The 26,435-nt window shown below is 42.1% G+C and carries 22 protein-coding genes and 1 CRISPR repeat array; of the genes, 9 read left to right on the top strand and 13 right to left on the bottom strand.

The annotated features are described in order from the left end of the window. Window positions 1-45: 45 nt before the first annotated feature. A CRISPR array of direct repeats spans window positions 46-802; the repeat unit is 32 nt; unit sequence GTTTCAATCCACGCGCCTGCGGGAGGCGCGAC. A 176-nt stretch (window positions 803-978) separates the two neighbouring features. From cas2 to cas3, 7 genes are read right to left on the bottom strand one after another with little or no spacing between them, the layout of a single operon-like run. Continuing rightward, entirely contained in the window at window positions 979-1,272 is a 294-nt protein-coding gene (cas2, locus tag HUZ36_RS10645; RefSeq protein ID WP_147390926.1) for a CRISPR-associated endonuclease Cas2, read from the bottom strand. Window positions 1,273-1,284: 12 nt separating this feature from the next. After that, window positions 1,285-2,316, bottom strand: a complete 1,032-nt coding sequence (cas1c, locus tag HUZ36_RS10640) for a type I-C CRISPR-associated endonuclease Cas1c (RefSeq protein WP_176032817.1) — start codon at window positions 2,314-2,316, stop codon at window positions 1,285-1,287. Next, window positions 2,313-2,936 (bottom strand): CRISPR-associated protein Cas4, encoded by a 624-nt coding sequence (gene cas4, locus HUZ36_RS10635; protein WP_176032816.1) that lies wholly within the window; start codon window positions 2,934-2,936, stop codon window positions 2,313-2,315. Before cas4 ends, cas1c begins: the two co-directional genes overlap by 4 nt. Beyond that, window positions 2,936-3,805, bottom strand: coding sequence for a type I-C CRISPR-associated protein Cas7/Csd2 (cas7c, locus tag HUZ36_RS10630; RefSeq protein WP_147390923.1), 870 nt, complete (start codon window positions 3,803-3,805; stop codon window positions 2,936-2,938). Before cas7c ends, cas4 begins: the two co-directional genes overlap by 1 nt. 16 nt (window positions 3,806-3,821) lie before the next feature. Next, window positions 3,822-5,789 (bottom strand): type I-C CRISPR-associated protein Cas8c/Csd1, encoded by a 1,968-nt coding sequence (gene cas8c, locus HUZ36_RS10625; protein ID WP_176032815.1) that lies wholly within the window; start codon window positions 5,787-5,789, stop codon window positions 3,822-3,824. Then, on the bottom strand, window positions 5,786-6,490 hold the full coding sequence (gene cas5c / locus HUZ36_RS10620) for a type I-C CRISPR-associated protein Cas5c (protein ID WP_147390921.1): 705 nt from the start codon (window positions 6,488-6,490) through the stop codon (window positions 5,786-5,788). The genes cas8c and cas5c overlap by 4 nt, the downstream gene beginning before the upstream one ends. A gap of 32 nt (window positions 6,491-6,522) precedes the next feature. Beyond that, the gene (gene cas3, locus HUZ36_RS10615; RefSeq protein WP_176032814.1) at window positions 6,523-9,003 is read right to left on the bottom strand and encodes a CRISPR-associated helicase Cas3'; all 2,481 of its coding nucleotides are present in this window, start codon (window positions 9,001-9,003) and stop codon (window positions 6,523-6,525) included. Between the two features lie 175 nt (window positions 9,004-9,178). On the opposite strand from cas3, the gene HUZ36_RS10610 reads away from it, so the two are divergent. From HUZ36_RS10610 to HUZ36_RS10600, 3 genes are read left to right on the top strand one after another with little or no spacing between them, the layout of a single operon-like run. Next, window positions 9,179-10,039: an alpha/beta hydrolase gene (locus tag HUZ36_RS10610; RefSeq protein ID WP_176032813.1), complete on the top strand. Its 861-nt coding sequence runs from the start codon at window positions 9,179-9,181 to the stop codon at window positions 10,037-10,039. A gap of 3 nt (window positions 10,040-10,042) precedes the next feature. After that, a complete protein-coding gene (locus tag HUZ36_RS10605; protein ID WP_176032812.1) occupies window positions 10,043-10,645 on the top strand; it encodes a TetR/AcrR family transcriptional regulator in 603 nt (200 codons plus the stop codon). 18 nt (window positions 10,646-10,663) lie between these two features. Beyond that, window positions 10,664-11,158, top strand: coding sequence for a GNAT family N-acetyltransferase (locus HUZ36_RS10600; protein ID WP_147390917.1), 495 nt, complete (start codon window positions 10,664-10,666; stop codon window positions 11,156-11,158). Between the two features lie 230 nt (window positions 11,159-11,388). On the opposite strand, the gene HUZ36_RS10595 is transcribed toward HUZ36_RS10600, so the two are convergent. Further along, window positions 11,389-12,741 (bottom strand): hypothetical protein, encoded by a 1,353-nt coding sequence (locus HUZ36_RS10595; protein ID WP_176032811.1) that lies wholly within the window; start codon window positions 12,739-12,741, stop codon window positions 11,389-11,391. 145 nt (window positions 12,742-12,886) lie between these two features. Here HUZ36_RS10595 and HUZ36_RS10590 point away from each other — a divergent pair, with 145 nt between their 5' ends. After that, window positions 12,887-13,492: a LysE family translocator gene (locus HUZ36_RS10590; RefSeq protein WP_128731971.1), complete on the top strand. Its 606-nt coding sequence runs from the start codon at window positions 12,887-12,889 to the stop codon at window positions 13,490-13,492. Window positions 13,493-13,525: 33 nt separating this feature from the next. Here the strand turns inward: HUZ36_RS10590 and HUZ36_RS10585 are convergent, their stop codons facing one another. The 3 genes from HUZ36_RS10585 to HUZ36_RS10575 form a co-directional block, all read right to left on the bottom strand. Then, window positions 13,526-13,684, bottom strand: coding sequence for a YqaE/Pmp3 family membrane protein (locus HUZ36_RS10585; protein WP_176032810.1), 159 nt, complete (start codon window positions 13,682-13,684; stop codon window positions 13,526-13,528). 326 nt (window positions 13,685-14,010) lie between these two features. Then, window positions 14,011-14,259 (bottom strand): hypothetical protein, encoded by a 249-nt coding sequence (locus HUZ36_RS10580; protein WP_125251814.1) that lies wholly within the window; start codon window positions 14,257-14,259, stop codon window positions 14,011-14,013. 388 nt (window positions 14,260-14,647) lie between these two features. Continuing rightward, entirely contained in the window at window positions 14,648-15,550 is a 903-nt protein-coding gene (locus tag HUZ36_RS10575; RefSeq protein WP_176032809.1) for a LysR substrate-binding domain-containing protein, read from the bottom strand. Window positions 15,551-16,648: 1,098 nt separating this feature from the next. Between HUZ36_RS10575 and HUZ36_RS10570 the strand changes: the two genes are divergently transcribed. Together HUZ36_RS10570 and HUZ36_RS10565 are read left to right on the top strand one after the other, a co-directional pair. Then, window positions 16,649-19,240, top strand: a complete 2,592-nt coding sequence (locus tag HUZ36_RS10570; RefSeq protein WP_176032808.1) for a M1 family metallopeptidase — start codon at window positions 16,649-16,651, stop codon at window positions 19,238-19,240. Window positions 19,241-19,615: 375 nt separating this feature from the next. Beyond that, window positions 19,616-20,344: an alpha/beta hydrolase gene (locus HUZ36_RS10565; protein WP_176032807.1), complete on the top strand. Its 729-nt coding sequence runs from the start codon at window positions 19,616-19,618 to the stop codon at window positions 20,342-20,344. Between the two features lie 220 nt (window positions 20,345-20,564). Here HUZ36_RS10565 and HUZ36_RS10560 read toward each other — a convergent pair whose 3' ends face one another. Then, complete coding sequence (locus HUZ36_RS10560) at window positions 20,565-23,330, bottom strand: methyl-accepting chemotaxis protein (protein WP_176032806.1); 2,766 nt, start codon at window positions 23,328-23,330, stop codon at window positions 20,565-20,567. Window positions 23,331-23,532: 202 nt separating this feature from the next. Here HUZ36_RS10560 and HUZ36_RS10555 point away from each other — a divergent pair, with 202 nt between their 5' ends. Next, the gene (locus tag HUZ36_RS10555; protein ID WP_128729835.1) at window positions 23,533-24,645 is read left to right on the top strand and encodes a sensor histidine kinase; all 1,113 of its coding nucleotides are present in this window, start codon (window positions 23,533-23,535) and stop codon (window positions 24,643-24,645) included. Continuing rightward, entirely contained in the window at window positions 24,638-25,273 is a 636-nt protein-coding gene (locus HUZ36_RS10550; RefSeq protein ID WP_176032805.1) for a response regulator, read from the top strand. The genes HUZ36_RS10555 and HUZ36_RS10550 overlap by 8 nt, the downstream gene beginning before the upstream one ends. A gap of 14 nt (window positions 25,274-25,287) precedes the next feature. On the opposite strand, the gene HUZ36_RS10545 is transcribed toward HUZ36_RS10550, so the two are convergent. After that, window positions 25,288-25,482: a hypothetical protein gene (locus HUZ36_RS10545; RefSeq protein ID WP_170178628.1), complete on the bottom strand. Its 195-nt coding sequence runs from the start codon at window positions 25,480-25,482 to the stop codon at window positions 25,288-25,290. Between HUZ36_RS10545 and HUZ36_RS10540 the strand changes: the two genes are divergently transcribed. After that, complete coding sequence (locus HUZ36_RS10540) at window positions 25,437-26,342, top strand: histone deacetylase family protein (RefSeq protein ID WP_147391050.1); 906 nt, start codon at window positions 25,437-25,439, stop codon at window positions 26,340-26,342. The two genes, HUZ36_RS10545 and HUZ36_RS10540, sit on opposite strands and share 46 nt — an antisense overlap. Window positions 26,343-26,435: the final 93 nt, after the last annotated feature.

Here is a 26,435-nt window from a genome sequence, read left to right as displayed (position 1 = left end):
GGGAGGCGCGACTAGCCATTGCAATATAGGATTGATGACAAATGAGTTTCAATCCACGCGCCTGCGGGAGGCGCGACTAGCCATTGCAATATAGGATTGATGACAAATGAGTTTCAATCCACGCGCCTGCGGGAGGCGCGACCTTTAGTGGCCTCATCTCCGCGCAGAATCACCAGTTTCAATCCACGCGCCTGCGGGAGGCGCGACTTCAGAAAACATAGGTGGAGTTTGTTTTTTGGTGGGTTTCAATCCACGCGCCTGCGGGAGGCGCGACGCCTGTGAAAACTGTGTAACCCGGCCATTCCTAGTTTCAATCCACGCGCCTGCGGGAGGCGCGACTTCAGCGCAGTCAGGAAGTCCCAAAGACAATTTGGTTTCAATCCACGCGCCTGCGGGAGGCGCGACCGTGCATTTTATCTGATATTGGCTTGGGTAGACGTTTCAATCCACGCGCCTGCGGGAGGCGCGACGGCTTAAACAACAGATCCAGCACTTAGAAGAAGCCGTTTCAATCCACGCGCCTGCGGGAGGCGCGACTTGATACCAAGCATCTGGCTCAGGTGTTATTTTAGTTTCAATCCACGCGCCTGCGGGAGGCGCGACTTAGTTATTACTCAGATGCTCAGCCTGATTATTTTGTTTCAATCCACGCGCCTGCGGGAGGCGCGACATCAGCAATATCCACTATTGTTGATTACAAAGAAGTTTCAATCCACGCGCCTGCGGGAGGCGCGACGTAGCGTAAGCACAGGCCTCTCTGGACGAGAGGGGTTTCAATCCACGCGCCTGCGGGAGGCGCGACTGCCTTCTCTCAAAGGCACAAATACACTATCATGGTGTAGAGGTTTCCGCTAGCCATGAGCAAATGTATCAATATCCTTAGTGCTAATCACCAAGAATAAAATTTTTCTTATATTTTTAAAGAGCTTATAAAATCGCTAGAACCACAGGGATTTCATGAGAACCAAGCCCTAGCGATTACAAAATTAATGGGTCACGAAAAATATCTAACGCAACTTTAGCACCATGATGCTCAACTTTGTTATGCCAATTTTTGCCGAGTTTATAAAAACGCAGGCTATCGACTTCAGGGTCATAGATAGATAAAAGCTTATTTTTAAAAATAAGCCATTGCGTTGCATCTATTTCACACTCAAATACAGAGTATTGCACCCGAACGCCATAATCTAAACATACTTTTGCTAATTGCCTAAGGCGTTTTTGCCCATCTTCACTAGTAAACGAGACATCGTAAGTGACTAATACCATCATGGTTCATAATCCTTATTTTTTAATCACAAATGGCGGATAACTTGCTAAATCACCACGTAAATGGCGTGCTAATAACATTGCCTGTACATGAGGCAACAAACCAATTTGCACTTTCTCTTGTAAAAAGGGGTGGAGTACTTCTTCTTGTTTCTTGGCTTGATATGCTTGGAACACTTGCTTTCGAGCATCATCTTTAATGGTCACGCCACCTAAACAATCAGTTTCAAAATCTCTCAAAGTGAGGGTTTGGTTGTTAAACAGCTTTAACGCAATACTATCGACGATATAGGCTCTAAACTCTTCTAAAATATCGAGGGCTAAACTGTTTCTTCCGGGTCTTTCTTTATGTAAAAAACCTACTTGAGGGTCAAGCCCGACGCCTTGCAATGCACCGCTTATCTCTTGTCCAAGGACTGAATAGAGTAAAGAAATAACGGCATTGACTGGATCTTTAGGTGGCCTGCGTGTGCGTTTATCAAATAGCTGCTTTTCACCATTGCCTTTGAACATATCTGCAAAGGCTGCGAAGTAATGCGATGCGGCTTCACCTTCTAGCCCTAAAATGGTTTCGTAGGCAGTTGCACCTTTTAGTTGCTCAATAATTTGTTTTAAGCGTTCTATGGCTTTTTCGATATGTGGTGTGGCTGTGTGATTACGCCTAAAACGCAACAGCAACATACGTGATGAACGAATTTTTGCAGCAACAATATGTTTTGCCAGTTCGTTTGCGGTTAATTCATCAACATTAAACTGCTGCCTGCGCAGCAATACATTACCCGTTTGCTTACCGACCACATTAGCTAAAAAGCGGCCGTGCATATCAAAAAAAGCCAAGTGTGTACCTTTTTCGCCACAAAAACCCAATAACTGCGGCGAAACCATAATGTTACCAAAGCAAAATATACTGCCTATGGAGTGGATTGGCAGCTGCATCAACTTTTGCTTTTCGCCTGCTATTTTTTGCTCAATCAACAAGGTTTCTCGTTGTTTGTGTAAATACACGCCGTCTTTGGTGATATAGAGCGAATTTTGTAGCTTTTTCATTCAGCCTCCATGTTAAATAACGACTCGATATAACGGTTTGAAGCATCATGTTCAGTTAAGTTTGGTTGGCAAATATCAATGAGCGAGCAAGCTTTACAATGTTTGCCTGTTGTCGGTGCGGGTGTTCTGCCGTTTATAAATAATTGTTGTACTTGTGCTATTAAATCTTTAGTTTGCCTTCGCAAGCTTGTGTCGAATTCAATTTCAATGCGTTTTCGTGTTTGCCAATACCACAGCGCACCTTGCTTTACTTCAACGGCGAGCATTTCTTCAATGCACATTGCCTGCGCACAGAGTTGCACTTTATCTATGTCGTTAGTTTTTGGCTTACCGCGTTTGTATTCAACAGGAATAAACTGGTTACTTGTCTTATGGTGTTCAAGCAAATCAAGTTTGCCCGTTAAGCTAAGTTGTGGCGCAGTCACCACTACGCCACGTTCAAACCGCACGCCTTTTCGCGTTTCAGGCTCGCCATTATCTACACGCTCATGTAGCTGCCTACCATGCGCGGTTAAATAATTTTCTTGCCACACTTCCTCAAGGTGGATCAACGCACATTGGCGCTGACAAAAAGCAAAGTGTTGTAAAGCGGAAATGTTGATAAAGCGTGCGTCAGTCACTAGAAGCCTTCTATGACTTCAGGCTCCAGCCCTTGCAATGCACTGATCAATGAATCATTTAATGCTGCGGTTTCAAGTGGTAAACCTTTCTCGATATGATCTCTTAGGCTTTGGTGTACTTTGGCTGAAGAATATTGCCCCGACTTTGAGCCGTGCTGCCACCACACAAGGTGTGAAATCCCCATTGACCCCTCAGGCCGAGCTGATGATGCGTCTCCTTCAAATAATTTCACTAATACTGCTTTTATCTTTTCTGCATCTGCATCACTAAAGCCGGTTTTTTCAGCCAGTTGCGGAGTCATCGCGCCAAATGCAACATACGTGGCTTTGTCAACTCGATGTTTCATCCCCATCGTATCTGAGGACTTTTTACTGCCATCCCCTTCACCGCTGACACTTTTGGTAATTTGGGTACTCGTAATGCTCACAGGTTCAATACTAAAGGCACTTTGAATAGTGACGGGGCCGCGGATCGGAATAGATACGCCATCGGAGCCTGTCCCCTTAAACGCAAACACTTGGCCAAATGCACGCACATCTAACCATTTTTCACAGCACTTTTTAGCGGCTTCATCAGGCGCTGTTTTTTTGCTGTTAAACGTCTCTTTACCTAACCCAAATTCATCAGACTCAGCACGGTTGCGTAAACTAGTCATACCGTCAGTTTTCTTTTCATCAGATTGTACAAAAATACTCTCTCCCACTTCTTGCAAACGGTCTCGTATTTTGCGCTTTAAGCAAACATCGGTAATTTCGCCAAAACCATCATAATCTGTTCGAGGACGATTGCCGTTGAGTGGATCGCCATTTGGGTTAGCGTTTAACACGTTAAAAATTAATGCAAAGTCGATTTTATTTTGTAAGCTCATTGTGATATTCCTTTTCTTAAACGGTTTCTTCTAGTGGCGCTGTTGTTTGCGTATCAGTTACTTTTTTAACCCACAGACCTTGCTCAACCTTGTGGCTCTCTAACCACATCATTTGATTGTGAAAGCCAAGTAAAAACTCTGGGCTTAGCTTTTGGTTTGACGTAAAGTCAGCGGGGTCAAACATATCCGTTATTTGACTAATTACTGTTTTAGTTGCTTTGTCATATCCTTGGTAATTATTAAATAGCCTTTGTTGGTAAGGCACTAACGCATTGCTGATATTCAGCCAAGTATCAGAAGGTTTGTTGACAAATTGCGTCATAAAACGCTCAGCTGTTGTTAAACGGTTTGTCTCACTACTTGAAAGCGCAATTTTTTCAATCTTATTTGCCACCGCCAGTAAGCGACCAAACAAGTAGTCGCGGCTGGTATTATCTTGTTGTAATGCCATTGGGTATTCCTTTTGAAGAATTGAATTGGTGGTTCTGATATAAAACCCTTTGATCAGTGAGCAAGCTATCCCCACGTTTTGTAACCAAAGCCATGTTTGATCCGATTTATAAGCAGCTCGGTTAATGGCGCGGTGAAAAGCGCTTTGCATGATGTCTTGCGGAATAGATTTACCCTCAACAATGCAGGGGTATAAGCGTGTGATCAGGTTTTTCTTTAGTGTGTCGGCTGACTTAAGCACGTCTCCATAAACACCATCAAGTACCCTGAATAAACTCGGTGCGCTATACACCCATCGCCAATGCTCGTTGATTTTGACTCTTTGCTGCCAACCCAGATCTCGCTGCCATTGCTCTAACCGAGCTAAAAACTCTTTTGCTATGGTTTCACGATAATACAAAATACCCATACGCCCCGGTGTGGCAGAGTCTAACCCCAGCAGAGCAATTTGCTCATTATCGTCTAATTGGTTTTTTACTTTTATGCCGTTAAAATAACGCGTTAACTGACTGGCATATTCCCGCCCTAAATCCTGTGTATGATCAACAATGTTGCTTGTTTCTAATAAGTTTGCGAAGTCAATAAAGTCTGGTTCGGTAGCTTTTGGCACCGTTTTGCCTGACACCGCCCATGCCAGATAAACTTGATCACCATTTCTAAATACACTTTGCTTCGTTAACAAACAACGCAGTGCATTATGGGCTTTTTGTGTCACTTCAAAGCTAATGTTGCACGCTTCTTCATTAGACAAGAAACGACCTCTAAAGGTATAACCGCTTTTGTCGTTTGCGGAGATTAATTTGGCTTTATCACCACTGTGGCGTATTTTTGCAGGATGATTGCTAGCAACAAGTTTATTTTCTCCGGTGGCATAGCACAACGCTGAGTTATCACCATTTTGGCTGTCAAAAGCAATCCAACTTTGCTGAATACTGGGGTCACGCCAAGTTTTCGCTTGCGGTTCGCCGGGAGTTTCTACGCTCCAGCATACAAGTGCTGAGCCTTGATCAAATAGTCCTTTTTCTTTTGGTAGTGTTTTGAGTAATGTGGGAGCTTCTCCAGCATCTTGCCACTTTGTCAGTAACTTTCTATCTTGCTGATGCAGCACTTTTTCAGCAATGAGGTCTGCTACCACAGTACCTTTGGCAATGTATTGGAGCACAGCAGTTACAGCGGGGTGGCTATACCCTGAATCACACCACGCTTTTAATTGCGCTTGATATAGTTCAAACCCTGGCTTTTTAACCCCACCAAAATCAGCGTAGTCTTTCGCAACGTATTGAATTTTATCCGCCAATGGGTGTGCACATAAACCGCTACTACGCCCCGCAGACTGCTCGGTTGCAGGTAATACAATTTGCGCTTTTTCAAGCACCTCAGCACGAAGAAACTCACCTCGATTGTTGATGACAATATGAATGTGTGCATTTTGAAGAGTATGACAAATCGGCATGACTTGCTGTTCAAACGGCAATGTATCGTTGCGTTTTTCAAGCTCATCATAAGTTTTATAGAGTGTTGTTAACCAAGTCATAGGCAGCGCTCCGTTTGTTCAGCGCTCTGAATATTATGTTCAAGCTCAAAACTTTTGGCATTCATTTTTCTCACATGGCGCGTAACCGGACATGCGCTTACATGAGGATAATCAATCACTCCGTTTTTCATTACGCCATGCCAAAATCGGCTGGTCAATTCGTTGTTGCCGGTTTCATCAGGATACCCAAAACTGTGGAACATTAGGCCAAAACCTAGCTCGTCAATGTTGTCGTAAGCGCCTTCTCCTTCGCCAAACACGCAAGGCTCAACATATCCTTGGCAGTCACGAGTGCCTAAAAAAATGTCTTGTCGGCCACCTTTTTCAAGCATGCGATTTGCTATGGCAAAGTGCTTTCCATCAACCCTATCTCGTGCTAGTTCAGGTCGGTGCTCATTCCACTCAAAATGGGCTTCTACTTGGTATTCAACCTCATGCAAAAAGGTGTAATAAGCCAAGGTATTTCCCCCGCTCCAGTTTAATGGTTTGGTACCCTTGGTTTGAGTGCGTAGTGGTTTTATCACCCTAACTCGGTCAACATGCCAAACAAGCGTCGGCTTCCAGTAAATTGACTTTAGTACCCCTTTTATTGCCTCGTAAGTTGGAAGGTGGTATGTGCATTTTTCACCTCCTACTTTTGTTATAGGATCGGTAAACAATGCGTACCTTCCCCATAATCTAAAGCTAATACTGTTTTTCACTTAGCTCTCCTTGTTAAAAACACAATTATTTTTTAAAAAATTAAATCTTGCTGAGCATTTGCTACCTCTAGGCTCAAGCCAAAATCTTGACTGTAAAATGCTTCACTTAAATAAAACACAGCTTCGTCTTGCGCGATTGGGTATACAGCCTGTTGCTCATTGAGCTTTTGCCATACGTTAGGAAAAATGTTCACACTGTACTTTTGCGCGGCTTTTAATAAATTGTGAAAGGTCACAGCATCAAAAGCCTTATTGATAGCACATAGCTGTGTGATGATGGATTGCGCTTCATCATTAAATGGCACGATCACTGAGTGGATCGGCGCATCTATCGCTTTGAATTGTTTGGCGGCAGTCATAAATGACTGCTTTAAAGTAAACTGTGTTGGGTTGATATTATTTAGATTGCTACTTAACAAATTCAGTAAGCTTTGGCCGCCCTTGAGTGGATATGTCATCTCCTTAAGACGCTCGAAAAAGTAGTATTGGAAGTACCGCTCCATCGCCTCTGGTTTTAGTAAATCAGCTTCATCAAACTCCGTAAATATGCGGTTTGTGGCTGCAATTCCAGTCCTAATATCGTGTAACATGCCAATATTCTCGTCATTTGGATTAAGCACAAACACGTTACCTTTTTGCTGCTTACCATTACGGTTACAACGCCCCGCCGCCTGAGCAATAGAATCAAGGCCAGCCACAAAGCGGATCACACAGCCAAAATCGACATCAACACCCGCTTCAATAAGTTGTGTACTGATACAAAGTGTCATCACCCCCTCTGATAACCGCATTCTGATCTCATCTAAAATCGCTTTACGATGCGCTGGGCACATTCCCGTACTTAGATGGAATATTGCCATTTCATCACTAACTTGGTGTTGCAACGCTTGAAATAGAGTTTTAGCCCACGCTTTGGTGTTCACAATCACCAAACAGCTTTGCTCTGCCGCTAGCTGTTTTTGAATAAGTTCGGTGATTTCAGCTGCATTCCACCCTGTTTTTTTAGTGATGTCTTGTATACTTACTCTCTCCAATTGCTGATAAAGCTCGGCAATATTTGGAGTTAATTCATTTTCTCGTGGTAATTGCAGCTCACCTAAATGCTTTATCTGTTGTGGTAATTGATTAAGTAAAGGTTGAGTTGCTGTACACATCAGTGCTGTGGTGCGGCAAAAACGCGTCAAATAATTAAGGGTATTATTGAATAAGTGCACACAACGAATGGGAAGTGTCTGAATTTCATCAAACACCAGCACCGCATTACTAAGCTGGTGTAATCGCCTTGAGCCACGTGTACCACTTGCAAATACTGTTTCAAGAAATTGCACCATGGTGGTCAGTATGATGGGCTTATCCCAATTTTCACAGGCCAGCTTTGAGCGCCACGTTTGTTGCTCTGGTTCCAAATTACAATGGTGCTCTAACACCCAATCGTCTGTATTTAGCCCCTTGAGTACATCACGAATAGCCGCGGCGTTTTGCTCGATAATTGAAGTAAATGGAATAATATAGATAATCCGATCAAGGTTGTGCCTGTTGGCATGGTGCAGTGCGAATCTCAGGCTCGCATAAGTTTTTCCACCACCGGTAGGTACCGTTAAGCTATAAATACCAATCTCTTCTTGAGCGCGATTAACGCAGTTTTCTGATATTTCTGAGCGAATGTGGTCTATCGGGTTAACAGGTACATACTTAGCAATGAAGCTTTCTATTTTATCGCATGCCAGCCCCCAATCAGCTGGCTTAAAGCGTTCAGCTCGATTATCTGGTTGCTCAAAGTCCGCACTGTCGATCCGATCGGCATCAATTAAGCAGCTAAATAGCAATTTGGTAAACATGCCAAAATAATAATCCTGCTCAATTACAGAAAGCTCGTACTTTTGAAACATACTTTTAAGATTTTGACTGCACTTAAAAAGACCGTTATAGCTGGCAAGAGATTGTGCTTGCGTAAGTACTTCAGGATCAGCTTTTTCTACGCATTCACTCAAGTGCGTTAAGTCGTCGTGTTTTTTGATCCGATTAGCAAACACATGCTCATTTTTTGACAAGCAATCAATTAATCCACTGTGGTGAGATGCGATACAGATACTTAACGCTTGTACAATTGTAAGGCCGAAAGGCACTAGCGTTTTGTCTTGTTGCTGTAACTTGTCCAAATGCGCCAGTAATGCCTGATAGACCCACTGCGCCCCCGCACTGGAGTGGTCAATTTTACCTTTTAGACTTTTACTCGCGGAACTTTCAGTACTTCCTTCATCATTATCAGGGTTATAGTCTGTTTGCTCTTGAATAATAAGGCGCATGTAATGCTGGAATGCGCTGCTGTATTTACCAAAATCATGCAGTAAACCGATTAACTGTCCTTGCTCAGTAAAGCCTATTTTAGTTGCTAGCACCGCGCTAATCTGGCTTACCCCCTGCAAGTGTGCAAATACACTTTGATGATTACCATGCTGAATATCTGGATGCGCAATATGCGCTAATGACTTTGCCTGCTGAAAGTTACTCATTCCCATCCCTGTCTTTTCACACCATCCATTAACATAATAAACATATCTATTTACTTTCTTGGAAACAAGTAAATTCATCCTAAGCAAGAAAACGAGTGGCGAAAAATTGCGGTTTACAAAAAAGTACAAGTGTTCTATTTTAAAAAAGTACAAGTGTTCTTTTTTGGAGATAAGGATGAAATTCAGCTACTTTAACGATAAAGATGGGTCTGTATTAACTCGTGCAAGCAGAGGGATAACAGGATTGATGTGTACGCTTGCGCCACCAGTAACGGCAAGGCTTGGGCAAGTACTATTAATGAGTCCACATGGTAAACGTGACTATCAGTTTAAAAATAAAAAGCCTAGTGGCGAGATGAATATTTTGACTTCTCTTGGGCGTGTGCATGTGAACATCTTTGGGCTTGGTTCAAAAACGGTTATTCTCAGCCATGGCTGGGCCGATAATAGCAGTTGTTTCGATACCTTAATACCTGAGCTAGTCGCAGCAGGCTATTGCGTGGTTGCCATAGATCATGCAGGTCATGGTCAATCTTGTGGTAAACGTGCACATTTGCTGGCGTTTATTGAAGCCCTTGACACCTTGATAGAGCAGCTTGAAGCGCAACGCCATGAAATTGTTGCATTAGTTGGGCACTCCATGGGCGCGGTAGCATTAATGAACTTACCCGATTACCATTTGCATAACCGTGTTATCATCAATATTGCAACACCAGTACAGTTTTTTGAGTTAATGTTCGAGCGTGTAACCCGTGCGGGAATTTCTGAAAAAATGCTAACCCAAGTGTTAGACGCTATTACGGCTAAATATGGTACTCACTGGCATCATATTCGAGATAAGTTTCATGATAGTGTGTCTCAGTTTCAACCTACTTTTATTCACGATACTCAGGATAAATTTGCGCCATTTGAGCATGTGCATGCACTCATAGCGACAGCGCCTGAGCGTTTAATTCAAACTTCAGGCCTTGGACATCGCCGCATTTTAGGCGATACTGGCATTATCAAAAGTATTACTCAAAGAATAACCGCATAACTGATGAATAAAGGCGAGAAAACACGGCTAAGCATATTAGAACAAGGGATGCGCTTTAGTAGCCAATATGGCTTGATTGAAGTAACTATCGGCGCTATGGCAAAACTTTGTGGCTTATCTCGCAGTGGACTTATCTCTCACTTTGACAGTAAAGAAGATATGCAGCTGGCGATTTTAGATTACTGCGAATCGCAGTTTATGCTTCACGTTGTAGCGCCAGCAAGAGATGACGATCCACTGACTCAGTTAACAAAACTGTTCTCTATTTGGGCTGATTGGACACGTGAGTTATTTAACGAGCCACATTTAACCTGTCCTTTTATAAAAGCCTTGGTTGAGTTTAACTGCCATACCAATAGCCCAATTCACAAAAAAGTTACCGAGCAGCATAATCGGCTTTTTGGTTACATAAAACACAAAGTAGAGCTCGGTATTCGTGCTGGTATTTTTAACCCTCAGTTGGATCCTCAGTGTGCAGCTTACGAGTTGTACAACTTGTATTTAGGACATGCCATCGCAAAAAACACTATATTAACCGAACACGCAAGTGAGCTATTTAAACGCAATATTGAGCACTTACTCACCAGCTATACTAACAAAACTTAAAACAGGAGCCATTAGGGCATGATAGAACGTGTTTCTACACCAACCGATGAGATAGTTGAACAACTGACTGAGTTGTACATTGCAACCTTTTCAGCCCCTCCTCGTAATGAGGAAATTGATAGTGCTGAGATCCGTTTACTGATGATAAAAGAAATCACAGAAGGCGATGTACATGTGATTTTTGATACCTCAACACAAAAATTGATCGGTAGTTTGTCTATTGTACCAATAGCACACTTTAAAGATAGAGCACGTTTCAAATTACAAACTGGCTTATATATTTCTAATTTTATGGTAGACACCGAAACTCGTGGTAAAGGCATTGGTAAGCAGCTATTACACGCTGCATTAAGTGAAGCTCAGCAAGAGATCCATACACGCTGTCGCGTGGACGCATTAGCTGTAAATCATCTGTTTAGCACCCACGGTTTTGAATTGGTCGCAAATTACACCACAACAATGAATGGCTCTGTCGCTGAACGCAACATCTATACTTATAACGCAAAGCGCTAATATGTATTGTTATTAGGGCTTGGTACTCTAGCAAGCGCCAGTAGTTCAGCTTGCGCCAGGTTTACTCCTTCAAATTAGCAAGTGTTAACTAGGCACATTATTACCGAATTCATCCTCTATTCTTTAACGCCAAAAAAATGCCACCTTAGCGTTACTAAGGTGGCAAAACCACTATCTACAGTGTGTTATATCAACCCACATACATGGGTTAATAGAACTCGTCGAGGGAGTTATTCGTGGTCGTGAGACGCTTCTTCAGCAATACCTAACCAAACAAGCTTTTCAGGTACATAGTCAAGCTCAATAGTGTCTTGCAATGTTGCTGATGCTAAGTCATATTTTTTAATTTGCTGAGCAATTGGGTCACTCACGTAGACCGCTTGCTCTGCTTGAGAAAATGTCATTTGAAATTTGTGGCCTGTCGGCATGGCGGTAAGATCAGCATCACTCACTTGAGTCACACCGCTTATTTCCCAGTGCTGTTCATTGTCATGCTCATGGGCTGTGAAAACGCTCAATTTACCCGCGGTGTCCATTGCTACCAAGTGCTCTCCACCAAAACTAAAGCCATAGCTAGCAATACGATATTGTTCACTCGCTTGCCACTCCAACTTCTCAATATGACCAGTTGCTGGCGCTAGCAGAACAAGATCATTACCGGCAGCAGCGATAAACTGGTTTACTTCATGATGCCCTTTTATGGCGAAGATCCGCTGCCCCTGTGCAAAAAAGTCGGGGTTTGTTACTTTAGTAGCGTTAAAGCTTGAGCCTTGCTGACTGATAAGTGCAACACCGTCAGCACACGCAAACGCAACAACATCTTCGTTTTGTGCACTGCCATGTAAAGCAGGGCAGTTCAAGTCAAATACTTGCGCTTGATGGAAGTGGTCGCCATGGGCATGATACAAACCGATTTGCGAAGGCAGTGACGTTTCACTCTCTGGTGCTCTTATAGTGCTGACCAAATACTCGCCTCTAGCTTGCGCAGCGCCGTGCATATAGGTGTTATATTGCAGTGTTGCGGCCTCACTTTGCTCGCCACTAATGTGATGCTCACTAAACATAGTAACGCCTGCATTTTGCGCCGTTTCTTCGTCACCATCGGAGAATACCGCAATACCTGACTCGCCAACGGTTACATGAGTAGGCTTTACCGAACTTAACTGAAAATCAACCAAAGCAGGCACATGTTGATAGGCATGATAATGATCACCGTGTGCTTCTCGATATAAGCCACCATCAACAAATTCAACTCTACCCTCATCGCGCTGTACTAAAATTGCAAAGCGATGATTTTCTGACGGGTAAATATACTGTGGGTAGCTAGTCGCACCGATTGCATCAATTAATGACTTATCTGCTGCTGAATACAAATTGACAACGTTACTCTCAGCGCTAGTAACTAGGATACGACCCAGTGTATCTGTATTACTAGTGTGGTGATCGGCATCGTGATCATCATTGTGGCTGCTATCATCATGAGTTGATGACTCAGCTTTTACAATTGTGTGTTCAGTACCGCCGCAAGCAGAAAGAACAAGTGCAGAAATGGCAACAGCCAAAAGTTTACCTTTTAGTACCATGAAAGAGTCCTACTCATACATATGTGATGTTATAACTTTAATAAATGCTACATTATAACAAAATAAAAAACAACTCGAGGTTTAATTTGCTTTCTACTGCGTTGTGATATAAAAAAGTAAAGTGACAAGTATTAAGGAAAGAAACTTGGATTATCTGATTGCAGTCACCTTATTTGCTATTGCTTCTTCAGTAACCCCCGGACCCAACAACATCATGGTGATGTCGTCAGGCATGAACTTTGGGTTCAAAAACAGTATCCCATTACTTAGTGGTATATGTGCAGGCTTTGCCATCATGCTACTGCTAGTCGGTCTTGGGTTTGCAACACTGTTTGCCCGCTATCCCATACTGCATTATTTACTCAAGTGTATAGGCGTTGTTTATCTGCTTTTCCTCGCATATCAAATTGCCAAGTCATCAAGTATCAAACTCGCCGAAACCCACACAATGCCATTTTCATTTCTAAAAGGTGCATTATTTCAGTGGGTGAACGCTAAAGCGTGGATAGTTGCAGTTGGGGCGGTTTCAACTTATACAACGACGGGTACAGAGTTTACATATCAGCATGTCATGATTAGTGTCGTCTTTCTTTTGGTGTCGTTTCCCTGCGTGGGAGTTTGGCTGGTGTTCGGTTCAACACTCCAACATGTTTTAAAGAGTGCTAAAGCACGTCGGTGGTTTAATTTTATAATGGCAATGCTCTTGGTACTTTCAGTTGTCCCCATCATCATTGAGATCTTTGCAGGTTAAGCGGCAGACCTGCAAAGATGACCGTGACGCTTGTTACCTTCTAGCAATGACCCATACAGCATGCACAATCCCCGGAATGTATCCAAGTAACGTAAGCAGGATGTTCAACCAAAAAGCACCACCAAGGCCTACTTGTAAGAAAACCCCCAGAGGTGGCAGTAAAATTGCGATAATAACTCTCAATAAATCCATATTTTTCTCCTAGACGTGATGAATACGATGTAGCAGCAACAATGATGCCAGCAATAAACTTACTTCCTTATCTAGCCAGAGAGAACGGGGGTAACACCAGCGCTAATCAGGCGTTCGCATCTAATCGGTTGTCTCGTAATATTATGCGTTGCTGGACTAACAACTAGCTCTGGCCATAGTTAGTTAGAGAATTATTTACAGTATAGAAGATAAAAAATGCAGAGGGATGTAAATTATACCCAACAATTATAAGTGAGTTGACCATGTAGAAGTAATTGACATGTACATTCAAAAATCGTTAAACCAAAACAGGAGAAGTGTAAATATTAGGTTGAACTGCCTCTCTTTTTATTAACAACTTGTTTTGCCGATGAGCGCTCCAATTGTAGCTTCTCACCAAAGAAGTGATCGTATGCTAAAAGCGCAATAAAATAGAAAAAACCGAACACACTAATATCTATTAGCAACTTACCAACATCCAAGGGTTCACCTATCATGAGATAATCGAAATCCCATACATAAAAGACCACTTTGGTTAAGATCAGTGCTGGAAATAGCGAAATAATAAATTTCAAATTAATGTCCTTTTAATTTGTCCGTTAAGCAACTTATTGGCAGTGTACCTCCTTTTTATAGCGATTGCACGCAATATACAAACAACACAAAAAAGACACAAAATAAAAACCAAAAATTAACACAACCAGGTAATGGCAATACTTATACCAATTAGACTTTATGCTTGCTCAATTTGAAGGCGTAAATCTGACGCTAATAGCGTTAAAAATTTCTTATTTAGAACAACTAAATAGCAAAATTTTTGCCTTGCCTACATCGATGTAGGTACCTTAGCGGTAGCTAGGTGCCTCCCAAAGTAAGCAAAGCGAATTTATGCGAAAAACGTGAAAACTAGCCATAAGAAAGACATAATATGACTTTGTTAGTGCGCATACCGATTAGCGCTATTTAAGGAAGGCTGTCGATTAGCCAGTCTATAAATACTTGAATACGTTTGCGTTTAGGTGAATGAGGGTCATAAAGTACATAACGCTGCCAAACTACAGGGTGCGGAATATCAAAAAGCTGTACAATAAGCCCTGCTTGTTGAAAGTCTAAAAATAATTCCTTAGAAACCAATGCAACGCCTTGCCCTTTTAATGCTGCACTCAGCGCTAAATCATTGGATGAAACACGTGTATGCGGCCCTTTTGCACAAGCACTCGTGGCACATAAACCTTGCGCCTCAAACCACTCCTTCCAGCTCACTTTATTGTCATCGTGATGGATTAAATCGCATCTTGCTAAATCCGCGGGCGTTTTAAGATCGAGTTTTGCTTTATAATTTGCTGAGCAAACTGGGTAACTTTTATCTCCCCCCAAGTAAATCTGTTCAAGTCCTATAGGGCAAGCTAAATCGGCCTTAGTTGAGAACCGGATCGCTACATCAATATGATTAAGCCTGATGTCTTCTAAGCGGTTAGAGCCAAGTACACGAATTTGAATATCATCATAAGCGTCATAGAAGGAGCATAAATTGGGCATTAACCATAATGAACAAAATGACTGTGTTGAAGTAATAGTTAAACTCCCTGCCATTTCTTGCATTTGGATCTGATTTAAGCCATCAATTAGACGGTTAAATGCACCTTGAGTTGACGTCAACAGTACCTCAGCGGCTTCAGTTAGGTGCATGTTACGACCTTTTCTAACAAATAATTTAACTTCCAGGGCTGTTTCTAGTTGGCGCATTTGTTGGCTCACCGCAGCTTGTGTAATATTCAATTCTGATGCGGCTTGTGTATAACTTTGCAACCTAGCTGCACTTTCAAAGCAACGTAACGCATTTAGGTATCTGAGCCTCTTATCCATAAGTTCAACTTATATTAATTGTAATTAAACATCGTTGGTATCCTGCCATATTTTGAACCAATATACAGTTATTGATTTCGTAAAATTAGTAAAGGAAAGACGATGCACTACAGCAAACCCAAGCCTAAATGGACGCTCGTGAACTGGTTAAATTTCATTGGCTCATACTTAAAACTTGAACACGTGATAAAGCATAAATAGCCAAGCGCTCGATAATTATTACTTTTCGAGCCACCTACATTTTGCACGTAAATTTGCTTATTTAGCCGTGGTATACCTTGAGCACATTAGATACTAAAACGCGCAATACATTTGTATTTTTGCTATTTAAACTGCCCAGTAGTTAACTTTCAAGGTGAAACACAAAAGCTGTTGAAGAACACTTTTTGTTACATAAAATCTAACGATAAATTGCCTACCTATAGACAGAGAAATTGTTATGGTAAAGGGGACGCAGGTAACCCCTGCTCACCGCGATTGTTTGGTATCGATAAGCCATTCAACGTGCTGAAAAATTGGGCTCTGTTTATCTTTCAAGTTTGTTTTTGCAGCAGTTTGGGTTCACTTGAGTGCACTTAGTTCATTGTTGCTCAACAGTTGCCTAGATCACTAAACGGCAAACCAAGCGCTGCGACTAAAACTCACTCAGGAGAAAAAAGTAAAACGGTAAAGATCAACAAGCCCTTATAATAATAATATTTTTTGCTCAATTTAACCTGAGGTTTGGATAAGGAGTGGGCTAACTCATTGTTTTCAAAACCACATTAAATTATCCCTTCTCTAGTTATACAGTTTTGGGGGAAACACCGCTACCGCGTCTTGCTCTCGCTAAGGTAACTACATCCTGTAGGCAAGGCGAACTTACGTACCAATAGCTGACTATTGGAGGTGAATTTAACGCAGTTAGCGCTAAAACTGGCTGCTAGGAAGGCATTAATTATCCGAAGCTCAGGTTAATTTAACTTATCGCCATGATGTAAGAAAGCCATGCTGACACAGAAGCAGCATTGCGACTCACCTGTTTTATTTAGGGGTTTTCTGGTCAAATTGATAATTAACCAAGCAAAAATAACACTATCACAATAGGCAAGGAATTTTATGCTAAATACACATCATTCAGTCGGTGCTGTCTTGTTAATGATAAGTACCGTATCTCTCGCACAGGATAACGCAGCACTCCATCGCTTGGCACCAGTAGCAAAGCCACTATCGCAAACTGTGGCTTTTAATTTAGATCCCAGAAAAGATGTATTTTCGGGCAGTACAGTCATTACACTTGAGGTTTTAAACGAGACGTCATTCATTGAAGTTAACGGCCTTGATTACAACATTGAAACCGCAAAATTAAACGGTAAACAATTTTGCAATCTTGAAAGTCAAATGCTTAAAACTGGTAAAGTTAAGCTCAGCTGTGAGCATAGCTTCCCCAAAGGTCGTTACACCCTGACGATGGATTATACTGCACCTTATAATCGGAAAAGTGTTGGTTTATATAAAACGATTGATAATGGAGTTCCCTATCTATTCAGCCAATTTCAAATGAGCGACGCACGCCGTGCATTTCCTGTATTTGATGAACCTGAATATAAGATCCCCTTTAAAATAACCATCACAGCGCCTGAAGATCAAAAAGTCTTTACCAATACACCATTGCTAAAAACAACAAAATCAAAAGGGCTGGTTACTCATTACTTTGATAAAACACTTCCACTACCATCCTATTCACTAGCGATCGCGGTTGGACCATTTGAAGTGCTAAAAGTACCGGGAATGTCTGTTCCTGGAAACCTAATTACACCGCAAAACAAGTCAAGTCTTGCCGCATATAGCATTGAAAATACGCCAAAAATATTAACAGCACTGGAAAAGTATTTTGACATTCCCTATGTCTATAAAAAATTGGATCAAGTCGCCGTACCTGAGTTTCCTTTTGGAGCAATGGAAAACGCAGGCCTAGTAACATACCGAGAAGATATTTTACTTATCGACCCAGCTCGTTCAACTCAACGTGTTCGTATTGATCACCTCAATATTATTACTCACGAGTTAGCGCATCAATGGTATGGAAATTTAGTAACAATGAAGTGGTGGAACGATTTATGGCTCAACGAAGCATTTGCGACATGGATTGCATCCAAAATCACCCACCAACTCCATCCTGAACTGGAATCTAACTTGGCATTGCTGCAACACTACGCGATGGACTTTGATGCTCAAGCCACGACCTCTCCTATTCAAAAACCAATCAATACCGAAGCAGACATTATGGATGGCTTGTGGCTAGCTTACAGTAAAGGCAGTGCCATTTTGTATATGGTCGAACAATGGTTAGGAGAGGACGTTTTTAAGCAAGGCATGCGAAACTATGTCCGCCAGTATGCACATAAAAATGCCGAGGCAAAAGATCTCTGGAGCGCATTGAGTAAAGTCTCGAATAAAGAGGTTGCCGCTGTGTTAAACTCTTTTGTTTCTCAAGCTTCTTTTCCACTTCTAACCGTGGAAAAAAATGGCGCAACACTGACAATATCACAACAACGTTTTGCTATTCACGGGCAAACAGTACCATCTCAAACTTGGCACATTCCAATCATTCTACGTTATGGGAAAGGGGAACAATCGGCCACCACATCGCTGCTACTCGACGCACAATCTAAGCAAGTCACGCTGGCATTTGAACCTGAGTGGATATTACCTAATGCCAATGTCACAGGTTACTACCGCTGGCAGCTTTCATCAGAAAACCTCATTGGCTTAACGCAGCACGCCACCAGCAAGCTCAATACACGTGAAAAACTGGATGTGCTTGATAATGTCGAGGCGCTATTAGATGCCGGAAAGATTGATACTGCCACCCTCATGACAACATTAGGCCACTATACTAATGATGACCACCCTGAGGTCGCTAAAACCGCATTGACGAGTTTACTCAGTCAATATCATTTGTATAAAGAGAATATTGACCAAAAGCGCTGGGCGGCATTTTTTGCCACCTATATTGAGCCTGCATTTAAGCATTATGGGCTAACAGCGACTAAAGAGGAGCAGCCAGCTAGCTCTGAGATCCGCGCTCAGCTAATAGAAATACTGGCTTTTGAGACTAAGCATAGCGAGATTATTACCCACGCCAAAAAGCAAGCACTACTTTATCTCAGCGACGCAGATAAGGTTGACCCATACCTAGTAGAAAGCTTTTTAAAAATAGCAGCTTATTATGGCAGTGCTGAGCTATTAAAGGCATATCAGCAGCAGTTTGAGTCAACGAATAATCCAAGCAAACGTACGCACTTGCTGTCAGCGATGGGTTATTTTGGTGAGCCAGCTTTGCAACAAGAAATGCTTAAGTATGCGCTCACTAAGCAGGTCACGGCCTCTGATTTAGGGTATATCTTAGCGGGTAACAAACAAGGTAAAGCGCGAAAAGCGCGTTATCAAAAATGGTTTTATAACAACTTTACAAGCCTTAAAACAAAACTCCCGCCATTTGCGGTTCCAAGGTTACCTTTCTATTTATTTTCGCGTTGTGATACATCACACCTCAATCAAGCTAAGCAGTTTTTCGAACCGATGCGTTCCGATATTGATGGGCTAGAAAAGAGTTTGCAACAGCTTGAGTTAGCTACAAAAACATGCGTCAATAAAAAGCAAAGAGAATTAAGTTCAATAACGGCATTTTTAAACCAATTAAGTTGAGCTTGTGGTAGTTATACCCAACAGTGTTGACACAAAGTCGATTTAAAACTTCGACAAAGGATAATAGCTAAGGGCAACCAATAATTATCCTAAAACAAAATTATATTTATACCAATTATCTTAATTAAGTGGTCTATTTTGAGGCGAGAAAATCTTGTCGGTAACACCGCTTCCGCGTCCTGCTCACGCCAAGGTACCTATATCCTGTAGGCAAGGCAAAAATTTCGCTATTTAGTTGTTCTAAATAAGAAATTTTTAACGCGGTTAGCGTCAGGTTTACTCTTTCAAATTGAGCAAGTATTAAGTCTAATTGATATTAATCACCAACCAAAGGCGGCGTAGCAATTAGACGCCGCCATTTTTAGGACTGCATACATGTTAAGAGCGTTAGTAATCTGCTTACTTTTTCTACCTTTTTGTGCACTTGCACAAACAGTAACAGATCCCTCTCGTGATAGAGAGATCCCCATTGAAACCTACTTTCCTGATAACGCGGTTGACTGCTCACCCACTGCTCGCTGCGCCGTTGCAATGTTAAGTGCAGGGTATGGAGTGTCGCATAAAGACTACCAATTTTTGACGAAAACGCTCAATCGAGCCGGTTATTTAGTCGTCGCGGTTGGACACGAATTACCAAGCGATCCACCGCTGTCTGTAGAAGGTAACTTATACGAAACACGCGCTGAAAATTGGCAAAGAGGTGCAGACACCTTATCTTTTATTCGCGCCCATTTTAAAATTCAGCTTCCAGCGTATAACTTCGATAAAGTATTGCTTATTGGACATTCCAATGGTGGAGATATATCCGCATGGCTTATCAATCATGGTGCTACATTTGCTGATCATATTATTACATTGGATCACCGCCGCGTACCGCTACCAAGGGATCCAAAAATCAAGGTGCTTTCCATCCGAGCAAGTGATTTCCCAGCAGATCCGGGCGTATTGCCAAATAACGAAGAGCTTAAAAAGTATCATAGCTGCGTAGTGACCATAGCAAAAGCAAAGCATAACGATATGTCAGATGAAGGACCTCATTGGTTGAAGCACAGTGTTGCGCAAATGGTGACCGCCCACCTTAACGGGTCACCCTGCCAGAATTAAACAATACTTATAGTAAAGACTTTATCAAAGACAAACTGTCTTATTGGTAATACCAGTTTTCTTAATTAAGTGGTCTATTTTGAGGCGAGAAAATTTTGTCGATAACCAGGCAAAAATTTTGCTATTTAGTTGTTCTAAATAAGAAATTTTTAACGCTGTTAGCGTCAAATTTCCTCCTTCAAATTGAGCAAGTATTAAGTCAAATTGGTATAAGGTCTTGTTAGCCCACACATTTTATTAATTCGGTTTTGGATTTCCCAATATCAAACTGCTCAACCATATCGCGAAGCTCATTCGCTTTACTCAGTAAAGAAAGTCCTGAGGCGTTGGTCATCTCAACCAATGTATTATTTTGCTGTGTAATGCCATCAATTTGCTTAATTGCAAGGTTGATTTGCTCAATGCCAGAAGATTGTGTATCACAAGCTTCTGCTATTGTTTGCACTTGTGAGGCTAAACCATAGACATTTTCAACTATGGTTTTCAAGGTTTTGCCTGACTCTGAAGCCAATTTCGAGCCTTGCTTCACCTTGCTGGTACTATCGCTCAAAAGCTTTGAAATGTCTTTTGAGGCACTTGCGCTGCGTAATGCTAAATTCCTCACTTCAGCAGCTACTACTGCAAACCCTTTGCCTTTTTCTCCAGCTCTTGCAGCTTCAACAGACGCATTAAGCGCCAACAAATTGGTTTGAAAAGCAATTGAATCAATAACCTCTATCACCGTAAGGATTTCGCTCGCACTTTTCGTGATTTCTGCCATTGACCCAATCGTCGCTTCGACCACTTCTCCACCTTGTTTTGCTTGTTGATTAACCGAAATTGCAAGTTGGTTCGCTGATTGTGCATTACTCGCATTAGAATGTACGGTTTCGGTGATTTCTCCCACAGATACACGTGTTTCTTCAATAGAAGCAGCCTGTGAAGATGAGCGCTCACTTAGCTCTTCGATACCTGTGGTGATCTGCTGAACTGAAACAGTGATCGACTCAGCCATCGCAATCAGTTTTTGGATCATATCTGCCAAATTCGCAACACTGGTATTCACAGACTGTTTCAGCAAGGCAAAATCTCCACTGTAACTTTGCTCGACTTGTCGTGTTAAATTTCCCTGCGACAGGCCGTCCATCACATTCATACACTCAGTTAGTGGTGCTTCAATGGAGTCTAAGGTCTTATTCATCGCCAAAATTATGCTGGCATAAGCGCCCTGATGTGTATCAGCCTTTGCTCGATGATGTAAATCCCCCTCGCTGGCAGCTTCTGCAAGTTTCTCTGCATCTGTCAGCATTTTCTCAATCGCATCAATACTACGCACCAAGCTTTGATAAATACGCTCAAATTCGCCCTTGTAGCCAGCTTTATTTAGCTCTGGAAGTTGGCCATTTGCTATACTTTCTAGGTAGTCACTCGTCAATGCTACGGGCTTTGATACCGCATCTAATGTTTCATTAACACCACGGATAATTTTTCTAAATTCACCTTGATGCTTGGTTTCATCAACACGTGTAGATAAGGCTCCTTTGCCTGCTGCTGCAACCAAGCTATACGTATCTTCAATCAGTAGCGATAGGGATGCCGTTGCATGTTCTAATGCGGTATGGATCTGGGCAAACTCGCCTTTAAATTGCGTATTAACTTGCTCAGGGATCTCTCCTTTAGAAAGTGCGATGAGGTGCTGTTTTGTTTGTTTTATAGGTTGCTCTACTGCATCAAGCAGTTTATTTAAACCATTGGCAATCAGCTTCATTGAACCGACATAGCCTTCCAAATTCACACGTTCAGACAGCTTGCCATCAGATGCTGATTGAATAAGCTGTTCAACTTGTTTTTCGGCGCGTCTTACTTGACTCAAATCTGCAAATTCAAACACGGTTCCAAGCAACACACCATTTTGATCAGTGACCGGGTTGGCCGTCGCTGCAATAATGACGGTGTCAACACACCATTCCCACTCCAGTTGCTTTACTAGCGACCCGGCGGCTTGCGCAAGGGCATCTGAGCTATGGAGTAATGCACTGGGAATCGCGCTGTGTACTACTTGCGGTGGTAACTCTAGTTGTGCTTGATAGCGCTGGAATAAAGCCTCACATTGACGGTTTACATAAATAACTTGATTGTGGTCATCACATAGCATCACAGGAGCCGCTACATTGTCGAGCGCATAACGGATCCTTTGATTTTCTCGAGCTTGTAATTCTAGTTTTTTAGTCGCGTCAAGTAGGTTAGTTTGCATTTGCCGCAGGTTGAGTAGTAAGTTACCAATTTCGTCGTCACTGTGAACTTCAACCTCATTGTCGAGTCGTCCCTGTGCAATAGCTTTAGCAACAACAGAAGCATGATGAATTGGTCGCGTAATTAAACGCTGCATATACCATGTCAACAGCGCTAAAGTCAGCAATGCGCTTATAATAGAGCCGATCGTGCTTAACAGGATCACCTGATGCTTCGTCGCTACAGTCACGGCTGTACGTTCTTCAACAAGGGTGTTGATCTGTTTGTTTATTTCAAGTAAGTGAGCACTTGCTTTTCTGTCAATTCCTTGAACAAGGCGATCTGCTAGTTGAGTATCAAACCCTGATTGTTTAAATACAGCAAAAGACTCACGATACTTTTGTCCTAATATGAGATGCTCCTCTTGGTAGCTTTTAAGCTTATCTTGAAGAGACTGTGGCAATGTGTAGCGCGATAAAATTGTGTCCACCTGTGACTGAACGTTACGCTCTTTCGCTTCAAATCTTGTCCAATATTTATCTAATAAAGCAGGATCACTACCTCGAATTAGTACATTTTTCCATTCTTGTACTTGAGTTTTAAAGTCATCCAGCACTAAATTAATCTGCTCTCTGGCCGTCAACTCATTGTCGATAAGTTCATCATATTGCTCGGAAACCTGTTTCATCGTAAAAACGGTAATCATGGCCCCGACTAACATCACCGCTAACCCAACCGTGACTGCTATGATCAGTTTTGCTTTGACACTTTTCATCGCACGTATCCCTAATTATGAAAAGATTATTACATAAAGATAGAGCAGGATTAGGGATGTCACAAATATTGCAATTTTATTCATAAGGTAAAAGTTGTGACATTCGTCATCATCACAGCGTCATATTTATTTGATAGGGTAATTTATTGAGTGATAAAGGAATAACGATACCCAATAACAGCTGTTGGGTAGGAGTAACTAGATGCCTGGCTTTTTTCGCTACCCAACTTCTTGGCTAATAACAACGCTTGTCACTTGGCTAGCGGTTGCTATACCGAGCTTAACGTATGTAAAGCAAAGTGTTCAGTGGCTGCCTTGGTTTCAGCATATCGCAATACTGCTATTGGTATTATTATGTATCAACGAATCTGAAAAGCACTATGGATATAAGGCAAGATATGCAATGCTCGTTGTACTTGCAATACTGATCCAGTCTATCAGTATCACTTCGCCTGCTGCCATCCATCTCATTTATAATGTAAAAGTTGTCGGTATACTGGCATTCTATGTGCCCCTTAGCTTTGCACTTAGCTACATTATATTTACATCGTGCTTTTACGTCGTTTCGCAGCACTTCTTTTGGCACAATGGATTTGAATACTTAAATGCCGTGTTGTTTGCATGCTTTCAACTTTTTGCTTTTGTTGTGTGCAAGCGAATGCAAAAAGAGCAAGAGGCTAAAGAAGCGCTACAACTGGCGCATAGTCAGCTTTCTGCAACCCAGTCTCTACTCAGCCAAAGTATTGCTAAGCAAGAAAGGTTACAACTTGCGCGTGAGTTACATGACGATGTTGGACACCAAATTACCAGCCTCATTGTCAACTTAGACGTTGCACGTCGAACCGCTGCGCAGCCGCTGAACGAGTTGCTTGATAGTTGTTACCAGCAAGCCAGAGAGACACTTACGTGTATTCGTGACCTAGTAAGTGATAAACGTAGCAATGAGCATATAGATTTATACGATGCCCTCATCAAACTAACTGAATCTATACCTAGATTGAACATCGAACTTGATTACGAACATCATCCATTACTTGAAAAGCTGAGTTATGCAAACTGTGTTTTAAAGTGCTGCCAAGAAGCGATTACCAATACATTAAAACATGCAAAAGCTGACAAAATGCAGGTGGCCGTATATAACCACAATGGGTTAACCATAAAGATCAGTGATAATGGTATCACACTTAACAGTATACGTTTTGGTAATGGATTAGTCGGTATGCAAGAGCGGATTGAAGAGCTTGGTGGCAGCCTGTTGGTTGTAACCAAACAAGGTGTCACATTAACTATCCAATTTGGGGCGACTAATGACTAAAATTTCGGTGTACCTGGTCGACGACCAAGCGCTTGTACGACAGGGAATGCGAGCATTGCTGTCACTTAGTGATAACATCGTGTGTGCAGGTCACTGCGGCAGTGGCGACGAGTTTTTACAGCTAGTACGACAGCATAAGATCAATACCGATATTGTTCTTTTGGATATGCGCATGCCTACTTTAGATGGTGTTGATGTACTGAGCGCATTAGATAATTTCAACGTGAATTTTAAAGTGATTATTCTCACCACGTTTAATGACACTACCAAGCTGAAACAAGCTATGGCGCTTGGCGCCAAAGGCTGTTTACTCAAAGATATAGAATTAGAAGAGTTAATCGCCGCTGTCCGACAAGTTCATCAAGGTGAGATTATTGTTCAAGAAGAGTTGGCTGAGACAATGGAAAAGCCAGATCTCACGTTAGACAAACTGACCACCCGCGAGCGAGATATATTACAGCTAATTGCCAAAGGCTATTCTAATAAAGAAATAGCCAACACCTTATATAAAGCGGAAGGTACTATCCGAAACTCCGTATCTTGTTTGCTATCAAAGTTGCAAGTTCGAGACCGGACACAAGCAACATTAAAAGCAAAAGAGCTGGGATTTGGAGAGGAGAATTACTAACTAGAGTGAGGTAACTATGCTTCTATTTGCTTACTCAAACGGACAGTACGAAGACGTGGCAGTATGTCAGTCCATACGATTTGTGTCTTCCCATGCTTCAAAATAGCGCCGTTCGCTAATACAATGGTTAACATACCTATTTGTAACTTTTCCTGAGCTTTTTTTGAACAACCCAAACTTACCGCTGGTTTACCACCCCAATTACTCATTTAACTTTGATCCGCAACATCGCTTTGTGATGAGTAAGTTTGCACGTCTATATCAAGAGCTCAAGACACTAGGGCTAATACAAAATAATGTCTATGAGCCAGAGCTTGGCTCGCCATCGCCTCTTGAGTTGGTGCATTGTGAACAGTACCTTTGGGACTTGTGGCATAATCGACTTGACCCAAAGGCAATGCGAAGAATTGGCTTACCGTGGTCAGATGCACTGATGGCACGTACCTTTACTGCGCCACTTGGCACACTGAAAACAGCAGAGTTAGCATTGCAATACGGTACAGCTTGCCATCTTGCAGGAGGCACACATCACGCACATTTCGATTTTGGTTCTGGCTTTTGTATGGTAAATGACCTTGCTTTTGCCGCAACAGAGCTTATCAACACACAAAAGATCACCAATGCACTCATTTTTGATTTAGATGTTCACCAAGGCGATGGCACAGCAGCTATGCTGAAGCACAACCCGTACGTATTCACCTGCTCAATTCACTGTGAAAAGAATTTTCCATTTCGTAAACACCAAAGTGACTTAGATATAGGGTTAGATATTGGTTTAACAGATAGCCGCTACCTCGATATCGTAGCGAACACGCTAGAGTCTTTGCTGCTGGACCTTAACCCTGATATTGTTTTTTATGATGCAGGGGTCGATGTTTGGCAAGGAGATAGCCTTGGAAAACTCGATATATCTTGGCTTGGCATTGCAAAGCGAGATGCGCTGGTTTTAGGGTTGTGCCATAAACATGGTATTCCCGTAGCCACCGTAATTGGCGGTGGCTACGACAAAAATCATCAGCGTCTTGCAAAGCGTCACGCAATAGTAGTTCAACAAGCTGCAAAAATTTAAAAAATAATTGATCTTTTTTCTGTCACCCTTCGTTTACTATCATGAAGGGTTTGAACAGCCCTCGGGCTATTAGGATAACCCCCCTTCACGATG

Origin of the sequence: Pseudoalteromonas sp. McH1-7 (genome assembly GCF_013366255.1) — a bacterium.
In the GTDB taxonomy this organism is placed as follows: Bacteria; Pseudomonadota; Gammaproteobacteria; order Enterobacterales; family Alteromonadaceae; genus Pseudoalteromonas; species Pseudoalteromonas peptidolytica.
Note: the sequence above shows the minus strand (reverse complement) of the source record. Positions and strands in the feature narration are given on the sequence as shown.